This is a genomic window from Frankia sp. EI5c (assembly GCF_001636565.1).
Taxonomy (GTDB): Bacteria; Actinomycetota; Actinomycetes; order Frankiales; family Frankiaceae; genus Parafrankia.
In genome coordinates, this window is the sequence record NZ_LRTK01000108.1 from 1 (window position 1) to 12,542 (window position 12,542).

General features: G+C 71.3%; 5 protein-coding genes and 10 pseudogenes. 12 read left to right on the forward strand and 3 right to left on the reverse strand.

Annotation, left to right across the window (positions count from 1 at the left end; translation table 11 throughout):
- Positions 1-524 precede the first annotated feature (524 nt).
- The 3 genes and pseudogenes from UG55_RS25030 to UG55_RS43570 all read left to right on the forward strand — a co-directional run.
- Positions 525-1,628, forward strand: coding sequence for a phosphotransferase family protein (locus UG55_RS25030; protein ID WP_242425083.1), 1,104 nt, complete (start codon positions 525-527; stop codon positions 1,626-1,628).
- Between the two features lie 1,196 nt (positions 1,629-2,824).
- On the forward strand, positions 2,825-2,901 hold a 77-nt coding region (locus UG55_RS45775; protein WP_255360534.1), incomplete at its 3' end, for a hypothetical protein.
- A gap of 72 nt (positions 2,902-2,973) precedes the next feature.
- Positions 2,974-3,419, forward strand: a pseudogene (locus UG55_RS43570) (C2 family cysteine protease); the annotation flags it as partial.
- 107 nt (positions 3,420-3,526) lie between these two features.
- Here UG55_RS43570 and UG55_RS43575 read toward each other — a convergent pair.
- A partial coding sequence (locus tag UG55_RS43575) for a universal stress protein (protein WP_242425085.1) occupies positions 3,527-4,220 on the reverse strand: 694 nt, incomplete at its 5' end.
- 33 nt (positions 4,221-4,253) lie between these two features.
- A pseudogene (locus tag UG55_RS43590) lies at positions 4,254-4,654 on the reverse strand (universal stress protein); the annotation flags it as partial.
- A gap of 1,182 nt (positions 4,655-5,836) precedes the next feature.
- On the opposite strand from UG55_RS43590, the pseudogene UG55_RS25045 reads away from it, so the two are divergent.
- The 9 genes and pseudogenes from UG55_RS25045 to UG55_RS43635 all read left to right on the forward strand — a co-directional run.
- Positions 5,837-7,318, forward strand: a pseudogene (locus tag UG55_RS25045) (hypothetical protein); the annotation flags it as partial.
- Positions 7,319-7,866: 548 nt separating this feature from the next.
- Positions 7,867-8,403 (forward strand): annotated as a pseudogene (locus tag UG55_RS43595) (NAD(P)-binding protein); the annotation flags it as partial.
- Position 8,404: 1 nt separating this feature from the next.
- A pseudogene (locus tag UG55_RS43600) lies at positions 8,405-9,162 on the forward strand (GMC family oxidoreductase N-terminal domain-containing protein); the annotation flags it as partial.
- A gap of 75 nt (positions 9,163-9,237) precedes the next feature.
- Positions 9,238-9,509: pseudogene (locus tag UG55_RS43605) on the forward strand (GMC oxidoreductase); the annotation flags it as partial.
- Positions 9,510-10,634: 1,125 nt separating this feature from the next.
- Positions 10,635-10,844, forward strand: a 210-nt coding sequence (locus UG55_RS43615; protein ID WP_242425087.1) for a peptidylprolyl isomerase, incomplete at its 3' end; no start/stop codon positions are given.
- 1 nt (position 10,845) lies between these two features.
- Positions 10,846-11,162, forward strand: a pseudogene (locus tag UG55_RS43620) (peptidylprolyl isomerase); the annotation flags it as partial.
- A 113-nt stretch (positions 11,163-11,275) separates the two neighbouring features.
- Positions 11,276-11,737: pseudogene (locus UG55_RS43625) on the forward strand (rhomboid family intramembrane serine protease); the annotation flags it as partial.
- Between the two features lie 73 nt (positions 11,738-11,810).
- Positions 11,811-12,036 (forward strand): annotated as a pseudogene (locus tag UG55_RS43630) (rhomboid family intramembrane serine protease); the annotation flags it as partial.
- 1 nt (position 12,037) lies between these two features.
- Positions 12,038-12,328: pseudogene (locus tag UG55_RS43635) on the forward strand (rhomboid family intramembrane serine protease); the annotation flags it as partial.
- Between the two features lie 36 nt (positions 12,329-12,364).
- On the opposite strand, the gene UG55_RS27915 reads toward UG55_RS43635, so the two are convergent.
- Positions 12,365-12,535 carry a PH domain-containing protein gene (locus tag UG55_RS27915; RefSeq protein ID WP_255360535.1) on the reverse strand — a complete coding sequence of 57 codons (171 nt, stop codon included), beginning with the start codon at positions 12,533-12,535 and terminating at the stop codon, positions 12,365-12,367.
- Positions 12,536-12,542 lie beyond the last annotated feature (7 nt).

The window sequence follows — 12,542 nt, forward strand, 5'->3', positions numbered from 1 at the left end:
CTGGCTGGTCCTCCTCCATCCGATCCTGACCGTCTTCGTCGTGGTGATCACCGCCAACCACTACTGGCTCGACGGGGCCATCGGTGGCGGCCTGGTCGCCGCGGCGGTCGTGCTCACCCGGCCAACAACGCAGGCCCGGCTGCGAGCCGTACTCGTACCGGCCCGCCTGCTGCCGGCGAGACGGCAGCGCACCGCCCATCTGTCNGAGCGGTCAGTNACGTCCGAGCGGTCAGTTACATCCCAGCGGTCAGTTACATCCCAGCGGTCAGATCCGTCCGACCGGTTGGCGCCGTCCGTTCCGGTCGCCCGTGGTGCGGGGGCCGAGGCCGACGGAGGAATGGATCTACCCGAACAGCGACCGTCCGCCGTCGAGGTACGCGGGACGAACGAGGACTCCCCGCCGCGGGAGTTCTCCGAGGCCGCCGAGCCGCCGGGGCCGGCCTGACGCCGGAACCGCCTGTGGCGCAACGGTTTCAACGGATGGCCCCGGAGCCTTCGCGTCGTGGCGGCACTAGGCTCGACGGATGGCCGTGGAGGATCTGGCTGGGTCACGTCCGGTGCGGGGCGAGGACGCGCTCGACACAGCCGCAGTGGACGACTGGCTGCGTCGGTACCTGACGGGGCAGGCGGCGCCCGTGCCGCCACCGGGCCGTCCCGAGGTCCGCCAGTTCTCCGGCGGCGCGTCCAATCTGACGTACCTGCTTCGTTACCGGGATCGGGATCTCGTCCTGCGTCGCCCGCCGCGGGGCCGGAAGGCATCCGGGGCGCACGACATGGGCCGGGAGTACCGGGTACAGGCGCGACTGCGCCCGGCGTTTCCCTACGTGCCGCGAATGATCGCCTGCTGCGACGATCCGACCGTCATCGGTTCGGACTTCTACGTGATGGAGCGGGTGGTCGGCGTCATCCCGCGCTCGGAGTTCCCGCGCTCGCTGACGTTGGATCCCGCCCGGACCAGGCAACTCGCGTTCAAGGTCGTCGATCTGCTGGTGCGGCTGCATGACATCGATCCCGCGGCCCACGGGCTGTTGGACCTCGGGCGTGGCGACGGCTACGTGGACCGGCAGATCCGCGGGTGGACGCGGCGCTATCGGCAGGCCCGCACACCGAACGTCCCCTCGTTCGAGGCCGTGATGAACTGGCTCGCCGAGTACGCGCCCGAGGACGTCGCCGCCTGTCTGATCCACAACGACTTCCGGCTCGACAACGTGGTCTTCGACGTTTCCCGGCGGGACGATGACGGCCTGCCGCGCATCAGCGGAGTGCTGGACTGGGAGATGGCGACGGTCGGGGACCCGCTGATGGACCTGGGCGGGGCACTGGCCTACTGGATTCAGGCCGACGACGACGACATCTTCCGCCTCACCCGGCGGCAGCCCAGCCACAGCCCCGGGATGCCCACCCGGGCGGAGATCGTCGAGTACTACGGTGCCCGGCGGGGCCTGGACGTCGGGCGCTGGCCCTTCTACGAGGTGTTCGGGCTCTTCCGGCTCGCCGTGATCGCCCAGCAGATCTACTTCCGTTACCACCACGGCCAGACCACGAATCCGGCGTTCCGCGAGTACTGGCGGACCGTCAGTTACCTCGAGGCCCGCTGCCTGCGGGTGATGGCCGCCGCGGGCCTCTGACGGATCGTGGCGGGCCGCCGCGGGCCGGCCGCTGGTCGCTGGCGATCCTCCGCGCTCTGGGGCACCTGCCCACCGTTCGTCGTCGTGGACCCTCTGTTGCCTCTCTCCGATGATTTCGGTTGGAGGGTTTCTCGCCGGCTAGGCTCGTGATCATGTTCGGTGGCGTGGGCCGCGGCCCCGTGGGAGACGTGGTGCCGGTCATCGGGGCCGGTTTGTCCGACGGAGGCCCGGCGGGCCTGCGCGGGGCCGCCCAGACACTGCGCCGGGTGGCTGCGGAGAGCCTGCTCCTGCTGGCTCCGGTGCTCGCCCTCGACGGGCCTCGGTCCTGGCGATCGCCCTGGCAGCGGCGCTGTCATCAGCGCATCCGCGACTGGGTCTCCGCTCTGGTGGCCGGCGCGCGCCGGGCCCGGGAACAGGCGGACGCGCTTGACCGCGCTGCCGCCGGCCCAGAGCGGCGGCGGGTAGAGCCGGCTGGGCAGGTTGGGGTAGGTAACCCGTGGCGGGACGACGCATCCTCGGGCGGGGTGGGTGATGCGGAGGTGATCTTCGCTCCCGAGCTGCTCGCGGAGCTGGCGCGGCGGCTGCGGGTCGCCGGGCAGCACGCCACCCGGTTGGTGGCCGAGCTGGGCTCGGTCGGGCGGTCCGCGGGGGCCTGCCTCGGCCTGGACCTCGTACGACTCGAGGCAGGCCCGATGGCCGAGGCCATCGATCTCCGCATGGCGCGCTTCGCGGCCGGGGAGGTGATCTCCTTCGACTCCCCCTGGGGCGGGGTTGGCGCCAGCCCGGCACCGCGGAACACGGCCCGGTCCGGTGCCGCTGATCCGGCCGCCGTCGCGGCCGAGCTGGCGGCGGTGATCGGAACGAGTCCGCTCCGGCTCGGTGTGCGCGACCTGGGGGAGATCGCTACCCGGTTCGCCCGGTTGGATCCGGCCACCCAGCAGGCGGTGGTCGGCCGGCTGCGCGGCCGTCCGCTGGCGGTGCTGGCCGCAGCGGTCGCCATGGCGCCGACCAGGGTCGACCTGGGCACGCTGGGGCTCCTGCCCGCGGTCATCAGGCTCGCCGACCTGATCCTGCGGCGAGCGCCGCCTTCGATGGTCGGCGAGATCGTGCGGGCGTTCCCAGAACTCGAGCCCGCCACGAGCGGTCCGTCCTGGTCGAGTTTTCCNGGCCCCGGCGGCCTGCTCTCGGGCGCGGGCCTGACGCTTCGCGACCACACCCGAGATCCGGTCTGGGTACGGGGAGCGACTCCGTCGGACGTCGGTCAGGGCAGGCTNGGCGACTGCTTTTTCCTCGTCGCGCTCNTCGGCATCGCTCGGGCGGACCCGGGAGCGCTACGCCGGGGTCNCAGTGAGAACCCGAACGGCACGGTCACCGTCAGCTTCCACGGCATGGCCGGGGCGGCCGGGCCGGTCGAGGTCACGGTCACCCGGGACCTGCCGACCCGGGCGGGTACGGGGGAGGAGATCGGCGCCGATGCCAACAACCTCGACGGCGATCCGGAACTGTGGCCAGCCCTGTACGAGAAGGCCTACGCGCGGCTGGTGGGTGGGTACGCGGGCCTCGAAGGGGGTGATCCCGCCACGGCTATGCGACAGCTGACGGGGATCGAAGCGGCCCGGCAGGCGGCCAGCCGCACCACCGTCGCGGACATCGCCGCCCGGCTGGACGCCGGCGACGTGGTGGCGGTGTTGACGCGAAGCCGTACCGGCCGCGAATCGGGCCTAGTTCCCGGACACGCCTACGCGGTCCTCGGCGCTGATGTCGGCACCGGGCGGGTGCTCGTCCGCAACCNGTGGGATCAGACCGCCACCGATGACGGGCTGGACTGGCGCCGGTGGGAGGAGCTGACCCCGGAACTCACCGCGGTCCACTGCGGGCCGACCGGTCGGAGCGACTGATCAGACATCCCGGACGATCGCTACCGGCGCGGCCGAGTGCAGCATCGTCTGGTGGCTGACGGACCCCAGCAGCAGCTCCGCGAAACCGCCCTTGCCACGCGCGCCGACGACCAGGAGCTCGGCCTCCCGGCTCTCCTCCAACAGGGCACGGGTGGCTGTTGCCGCGACCAACAGCCGGTGAATCTCGATCGTTGAGGCCCCCGGTGGGGCGGATCTCGCCCGACCCGTGGGGTCACCCCCTTCGGCCGGCTGCCCTCCGCGTTCGTCCGGCACGGTCGATCCGGACGCCGTGCCAAGGACCTCCTCGATGGAGTCGTCCAGCACGACCCGTGCCTGTTCTTCGAGGGTCTGGAGGATGTCGCTCGAGGTCTCGGCAAAGGGCAGCGGTACCGCCGCGAGCCAGGCGTGCACGACGTGCAGCGGAGCCCCGCGCAGCGCTGCCTCATCCGCGGCCCAGCGCAGGGCCGCGAGCGAGTTGGGTGATCCGTCGACGCCGACGACCACCGGCCGGCGGGTGGAAGCCCCGGGAGTTTCCCGCACCGATCCGTCGTCCGCAGCTGGCTGCGCGGACGGCTCCCCGTCGGCATCCCCCTTTCGGGGGGTACGTGCAACCACGACGGGCACTGGTGAGTGCACGGCCACCGAGGCGCTGACGGAGCCGATCCGCAGCCGATGAAGCAACCCGCGCCCGCGGNTGCCGACCACGATCATNTCTGCGTCCCGCCCNGTGGTGAGCAGAGCCTCGCTACCGGGGGCATCGACCACCTCCTCGATCACGTCGAGACCGGGGGGAATGCGCACGGCGCCCAGGGACCTGTGCAGCACCTGGCCGGCGGCCTGGGCCAACGTCGCGTCGTCGTGGCTTCCGACCACCGACTCGGCTGACCGGCGGACAGCGGACGGCTGCTCGCCCGCGCAGGACCCCAGGACGGCGCGCACCCGCGTACCGCGCCGCGCCGCCTCGTCCACGGCCCACCGCAGGGCCGCCTCGGCGCCCGGCGATCCGTCGACGCCGACGACGATGTCGGCCCTGGCCGCGTCGGCCCTGGCAGGGCCGGCTCCGCCGGCGCGCCGCGGCTGGTCAGGGGAGCTGGTGCCCTGGCCGTCCTCGATCATGCACACTCCCATCGCCGCATCTACCGGTGGCTGTTTCCGAGGCTGACGATGCCGGCCTACCCGACCTGGACGCGGAAAACCCGCTCGACGCGGAGCAGATCGTTGTCACTCGGTGGATGGCGCGGTCGGGTTCGCGATGATCTGTCCATCAATCCGTTGTTGGTTTGGCGCTAAGTCGCGATGTCAACATCTGTTGATGATTGCGATTAAAGATCGCGTTTGTTGTGTTTTGGGTGGCACTTCCGGGCGGCGGAGCAGAAGAGAACATTCCCTCGGATCGTCTCCGCGCTCACGGCACGTGCGTATATGTGCTCTCTGCTGTGTGCTCATGGAGGTCTCGTCACGCCCCGAACACTGTGCGCCGCGTGCGGACGGGGCGGCCTCAAATGATCTTTTCTGGGTGGCGGGGCGAATGAAGGGCTGGCGGTGACGCCGCTCTGGTGTCCCCTGTGTTGTCCGTGAGTCTCACCTGGAGCGTGTCTGTCCGCATCCGGCGAGANGGCGGCCGTACGCCTGGTGAGCAGTTTGTGTTCTCTGCGTGGGCGGGTGGTGACGAGTGTCGGCGTGTCCCGGGATGGGGCGGAGTAGCGTACGTGCCCGGACGAAGGCCCGCGTATCCTTGTCTCTTCGCCNCCGGGATCAGTGTGAGAAGCCCCCGGCTGGTCACGGATGACAATGTTGCATTCGACGAGTCCCGCTCTCGGATGGTGGTCTTGCGTGCCCGGCGGCATCCACGCGGCCGGGTCAATCGCTCGAAAAACCGATCGGACAACAACGAGACCGCACTCAGTGCGTTCTCAGCATCACCGGAGGGCCTCCGCGACTGGTAGCAAAGACCATCGAACGCGCCAACCGGCCGGCGTCACCCCGTGACGGTCGGTTGGAGGCGGAGGAACCGGCGGGGCACAGCGCCCCGGAGACCGGGAGACCGCAGGCCACCTGANGGAAGGAGGAAACGTGGCTTCCGACACCATGACCCAGTTGGTCCTTCCCGGCGCGCTGGTGATGGTCAGTACTCCTGATCGAGGAGTGCCGGTCGCGAGCATGGCCGACTGGCACGAGGCACTCCTCAACGCCAAGTCGGGCGTCACCCCGGCGATGAAGCTTGTTGCCTTCACGATCTGCACCNATTCCGAACCGGCGGGCGCACCGGCGCCGGCCGGGTCCTTCATCACCTCACCTGGCCTGTCGCTGTTGTGCGAGCAGACCAACTACAGCCGTACCCACGTCCAGCGTCAGCTGTCGGCCCTGCGGGCCGCCGGGTGGCTGGTGACGATCATCCGTCCGGCGGCGGGCCGCGCGACGCGGTATCTGCTGAGCGTGCCGGAGGCGGTCGCGCGGGCTGGCGGGTTCCGGCTCGCCGGAGCACCCACGGAGGAAACGCCGAAGGGTGCGGGGGAGACCCAGTCCACCCGGGGCGCACCCGCAGCGGAGTCCGGGCCCGCCGCGGTCGACCGGGACGCGGCCGACCGGGACGCGCCGGCCGACCGGGGTACGGAGGGCGCTGACGGCGCGGTTGCGGAGGGCCCGCAGGGAATTGCCCTCGCGTCGGTCAGCCCACCAGCCGCGTCCACGCCCGCGTCCGGCCAGGCCGGCGGGCGCCCCGCCTCCCTGCCCCCGCAGCGGCCGGCGCTGATCAGGCGCCGCAAGCGGGCGACGTACGGCGCCGGTGGCCACGGCGTCGTCCGGATCCGCCGCAAGCCGCGCACGTGGCCGCCCTCAATCGTGACGGACATGCGGGCCGCGACCACACTCGCGCCCACCAACCTGAGTCGCGGGCGAACCGATCCCGATTCCGAGCGCGGGCAGGCGGCGGCTGCCGAGAGTGGTTACGACGAGCGCGCGGCGGCCGTGGGTGAGACCTCGTATGTTCCCTTCGGCCCGGTAGCCGGCACCAGCGGCCCGGTCTCGGCGGGCGGCCCGGGCGAAACCTCCGGTGGGCGTCTGCACGCGGTTGCCGACAGCTCGGCCATGGCCGGCCCCAGCGGCGCGGCCGCGACGGGTATGAGCGGCGCGACGATCACTGGCGCGACGGCTTCCAGCGCGACGGCTTCCAGCGCGACGGCTTCCAGCGCGACGGCGACCTCGGGTGTTGCCGTGCCCTCCGATGCTGCCGCGACCTCAGGCGCCGCGGCAACTTCCAGCCTGTCCCGGACGGCCGACGTCATGGCGGCTCCCGGTTCCTCGTCAGCGGAATCCGCCGACTCGGTGCCGTGGGCCCTACCCGGCGGCTCGGCGTCCGAGCCGGAGCCGTCACCGTGGGCGCCACCCGACAGCTCGCCGACCCAGCCGGAGCTTTCGCCCTGGCTCCTGCCTGATGGCAGGATGCCCGATCCGGCACCGGAACCCGAACCGGAGCCGGAACCCGAACCGGAGCCGGATCCCGCCCTGGAGGAGATCCGGAAGGCGACCGGCCAGGTGATCGAGACGCTCGCCAACATGCTCCGCTGCCCGACAGAGGAGTTCGCCGAGCTGAACCGCCGGGTGTTCGATGTGCTCTGCGAGGGCCACTGGGCACCGGCCGAGCTGGCGACCCACCTGGTGAACTTCGTCGCCAACGGGGTCTGGGTCAACGGTGACGGCGTCGTGGACAACGTTCGATGGCGCATGGACCGGTTGCCGCTCGGAGTGGACGAGTGCAGTTGCAGGTCATGCCTCGGCTGGCAAGCAACACCGNACCGCCCCGCGCGACCGGCGCCACGTGCCCCGGGCTCGGGCGGCGCGCCGTCCGCGGGTGGCGGCGGAGCGGACGCGGCACCTGGACCGGTGACCTCGGTGACAACGGCCGTCAGGAAGAAGGCGGCCGCCAGCNGGTCCGAGCGGTCGGAGAAGCCCGAGAAACCGGATGAACCGGCGAAATCCGCCACGCCACCCCTCCCGCCGCCGGATCTGGCGGCGATCGCGGCCGCCGCGGCTGCCGGAGCGCAGGAGGCACGAGAGAAGGAACAGGCACGGGAGAAGGAACAGGCACGGGAGAAGACCGAAACNGGGGAGAAGACCGAAAAACGGGAGGCGCCGGAGGCATCTGGTGACGGNGCGTATCTGAAACCGCCGGATTGACCGACGGCCTGACGGCGGCCGGCTGGTCGGGCAACGGTGCTGGTACTTCGCGCTGTCGGGCTCCGCGGTGTTCGGTGCTTCGGCGCNTGATGGGTCACATGGACGGTGACGGGACCGGACGTNCGACCGAGCGCACCGAGACCNGGCATGACTGTGATGTCCTNGTGATCGGGAGTGGGTTCGGCGGCAGTGTCGCGGCGCTTCGCCTCGCTGAGAAGGGCTACCGGGTCACGGTCATTGAGGCCGGGCGCCGGTTCACCCCTGAGACCCTGCCCCGGACGAGCTGGGACGTCCGCAGGTACCTGTGGCTGCCGCGCTTCGGCTGCCACGGAATCCAGCGGATCACCCTGCTCGGCAGGGTGCTGGTGCTGTCAGGAGCAGCCGTCGGCGGCGGATCGGTCGTGTACGCGAACACGCTCTACCGCCCGCTCGACGCGTTCTACACGGATCCGCAGTGGGCGGGTGTCACGGACTGGCGGTCCGAGCTGGCGCCGTACTACAACCAGGCCGAACGGATGCTCGGCGCGACCACCAACCCGTCGATGACCATGGCCGACGAGGTGTTCCGCGCGGTCGCGGCCGACATGGGTGTCGCCGACACCTTCCGCCTGGCTGATGTGGGCGTGTTCTTCGGCCGCGACGGCGGGCGTGAGCCTGGCGTGACCGTCCCCGACCCCTATTTCGGTGGCGCAGGACCGACCNGCACCGGCTGTGTGGAGTGCGGCGAGTGCATGACCGGCTGCCGTCGAGGAGCCAAGAACACCCTGGACTACAACTACCTCCACCTCGCCGAACGTCTCGGGGCGCGGGTGGTGCCCGACACCACGGTCCGGTCGGTTCGCCCGGACGGGCAGGGCGGCTACGAGATCGAGACGTTTCGCACCGGTGGGCGCTCCCGGCGGGGCACACGCCGCTGGACGGCCCGGCAGGTGGTGTTCGCCGCTGGCGCGCTGGGCACCCAGCGCCTCCTGCTCGCCATGCGGGACGAAGGGCGGCTGCCGCGCCTGTCCGCCCGACTCGGCCATCTGACCAGGACGAACTCGGAGGCGATCCTGGGCGCGAGCCGATCGCGACCGGACGGTCGGATCACGCAGGGCGTCGCGATCACCTCGTCCTTCTACCCCAACGACCACACCCATGTGGAGCCCGTCCGCTACGGCCGCGGCAGCAACCTGATGGCGCTGCTTTCCACGGCCATGACCGACGGCGGCGGCCGCTATCCCCGCTGGGTGAAGTTCCTCCTGGCGCTGGCGCGCCGCCCGCACCTGCTGTTGCTGACGATGCCCTGGCGGTGGTCCGAGCGAACCATGATCGCCCTGGTCATGCAGTCCCGGGACAACTCACTGACCGTCAGCCGCCGGCGTGGCCCGTTCGGGACGTCCTGGCTGACCAGCCGGGCGGGGCACGGTGAGCCCAGCCCGACCTGGATCCCGGAGGGTAACCAGGCCACCCGCCTGATCNCCGAGCGGATGGGCGGGCATCCCGGCAGTGCGGTCACCGAGCTGGCCAACATCCCGCTGACGGCGCACATCCTNGGCGGCGCGGCACTAGGCGACGATCCGTCGCAAGGAGTGATCGATCCTTACCACAGGGTGTTCGGTCATCCAGGACTGCATGTCGTGGACGGCGCGGCTGTACCTGCGAACCTGGGCGTCAACCCGTCGTTGACCATCACCGCGATGGCAGAGCGGGCCATGTCGTTCTGGCCGAACCGCGGCGACGCCGACCCGCGGCCCGCGCCGGGAGCGCCGTACCGACGCCTCGCCCCGGTGGCACCCGCGAATCCGGCGGTGCCGGCGGACGCACCNGGGCGTTACGACGTCGGCTGACCGGGCTCCGGCACCCTCAGGCGCGGCGGCCGGCCTCCGTCATGGCATCCACGCCCGGCATTTCCTCCAGCCCGGAGGTCGCCTCCGGCCCGACACCCTCCGTGATGTTGCTCCGTACCGGCGGCGCCGGCTCGGTGGCGATCGCCTCGGCGTCGGACGACGCCAGGTAACGGCGGCCCGCGACCGCGGCGGCCGCACCGCTGGCGATCAGGAACAGCGCCAGGAAACCGCGCCGCCGCCGGCGGTGCACCCGGGCCAGTCGATGTTCCGCCTTCTCCAACCGCTTCTCCAGCAGCTCCTGCGCCCGGTCAGCCCGCTCGCGGGCCTTCGACTCCGAGCGGACGGCCCGCCGGGAGCGCGACTTCTCGAGCCGGAGCTCGGTCGCCATCCGAGCGCGTTCGGCGGAGATCTCCGCGCTGGAGCGTGCCTTCTCGATCCGTCGGGCGGTGCGTCCGGACAGGTCGGAGGCCTTGTCGGCGGCGAGGCCACCGACCTTGCTGGCCGCCTTGCCCGCGGCGGCCCCGCCCGCGCCGGAGACGTCGGTCACCCGGTGAGCCAGCGAGCTGCCGGCGTCCCGGGTCACATGCGCCGCGGTGCCCGCGGTGCTGCCGGCCTTGAAGGCGGCCTTCGTGGCGGCGGCGCTGGCGCGATCAGCCACGGTGCGCGCGGTGCCGGGGAGCCCGCTCACCGGCGCGGGATCGGTCNCATGCGCCAGTCTGTCCTTGAGTGTCGTGCTCATGGCATCCCTTCGCTGACTGCGTCGTTGAGGTACGCGATCGGTGGTGAGGGCCTCGGTGGGGCGCGCGCCCAGGGCCCTCACCCAGGTGAAACACGCCGTCAAGATCTGTGCAGTGTCCCGTNCCCCGTCCGCCGGCCGTTACAACGCGACGGTGCGTGGTAGCCGTGTCACCTACGCTTGCGGCACATGCCCGGTGCTGTCCGTGCGCCGTCGGGGGCCGTCCGGGAACGCCNGGGAGGAACTGCCGGCAGGTCGCGCCGGCGGCGGGTGCGGCGACGGCGGGTGACCGGTGCGGTTCCGNGGCGCGGCATACGATCGGGCGAGACAAGCCGTACGTGTTGAAAGACGGAGAGAAGGCAGGCCCATGGCCGAGGAGCTGTACGCGACGCTGCGCACGACTCAGGGCGACATCGAGATCAGGTTGTTCCCCGATCACGCGCCGAAGACGGTCAAGAACTTCGTCGGGCTCGCCACCGGCAGCCGGGAGTGGACCGACCCGAGCACCGGCGAGAAGAAGAACGGAGTTCCGCTGTACAGCGGAACCATCTTCCACCGCGTGATCCCGAACTTCATGNTCCAGGGTGGGGACCCGCTGGGTAGCGGCCGCGGCGGCCCCGGCTACCGCTTCGCCGACGAGTTCCACCCGGAACTGCAGTTCGACCGCCCGTACCTGCTCGCGATGGCGAACTCCGGGCCCGGCACGAACGGTTCCCAGTTCTTCGTCACCACGGCCGCCACGGACTGGCTGAACCGCAAGCACACGATCTTCGGCGAGGTGACTCGCGGCACCGAGGTGGTCGACGCGATCAGCAAGGCCCCGACGGGTCCGCAGGACCGTCCGAAGACCGATGTCGTGGTGCAGGAGATCGTCATCGATCGCCGGCCCGCCTGAGGTATCGGGGATGAGGGCAGGGGTGGCACCGGCGTCGGCGTCGGCATCGGCATCGGCATCGGCGTTGTGCTGGCAGGTTCGGGGTTCTGCCGTGCGGCGGGTCGGGTAGTGCCGTGACGGAGCCGACGGCGGACGACACGGGCAGTGGCCCGGCGCATCCGCGCGACGTGGCACCCCCGGCCCAGGGCGGGGCCGCCGAAACGCCACCCGGTCAGCCGGGGCAGTGGGGCGGGCCGCTCCCACCCGGTGGCGCCTTCCTGCCCGGGCAGCCCGGGCCGCCGGTCGCGCCGGGAGCATCGCAGCTGCCGCACTGTTACCGGCATCCGGACCGGGAGACCTACGTCTCCTGCCAGCGGTGCAGCCGGCCGATCTGCCCGGACTGCATGCGGCCCGCGGCCGTCGGGTTCCACTGCCCGGAGGAGACCGGCGGCGGCTCTCGGGGCCCGGACCGGGGCGGCTCGGGTGCCCGGGGCAGCTTCGGTGGTCGGCCCGGGCGCACCCGGCAGGGCCTGGTCACCCAGATCCTCATCGCCCTGTGCGTCATCGGGTACTTCCTGCAGGGCCTGCCCGGGCTCNGGCGGAACGCCGCCGACCTGAACTCGTTCAGCCGGCACTACCTGCTGAGCGGGCTCGACGTCGCCCTCGNCNGCGAGTATTACCGGCTCGTCACAGCGGCCTTCCTGCACAGCCACTACCTGCACATTTTGATCAACCTGTATGCCCTGTTCGTGCTCGGGTACCAGCTTGAGGGGATCATCGGGCGGGCGCGACTGGTGGGCCTGTTCCTCGCGGGGGCTGTCGGCGGGAACGTCCTGAGCTATGCCATGAACGGGCTTGAGGCGTATTCGCTCGGCGCGTCCACCGCGATCTTCGCNTTCTTCGGTGCTTTCTATGTGATCGCCCGGCGGATGCGGGCCAACACGACCCAGATCCTGATTCTTATCGTCCTCAACTTCGTGATCACCTTCTCGCTGAGCAACATCGACCACTGGGGCCACATCGGTGGTCTGGTCGCCGGTCTGATCGTCGGAGCGATCTACGCCTATGTCCCGCCTCGTCGGGCGGCGGTGCAGGCGGCGGGGGTGCTTGCGCTGGTCGGGGTGTGCTTCGCCGTCGCCCTCGCGAAGACCTCGTCGCTGGGTCTGCCGATATTCGGCGCCTACTGAGCTGCCGGCACCGGCCGGCCGGAGGGGCGCCGGGCCTCAGCCCAGGTGGGCCCGGTACTCCTCGATGACCGCTGCCACCCGCTCGGGGTCGGCGCCGAGCTGCCAGCGGCTGAGCAGCACCGGACCATCGATGGTTTCGATCTCCAGGGCGTGCACGTGGACGAGGCGGCGCCCGTGGTTCAGCGTGCCGCAACGCACACCGGTCACGGCAGCC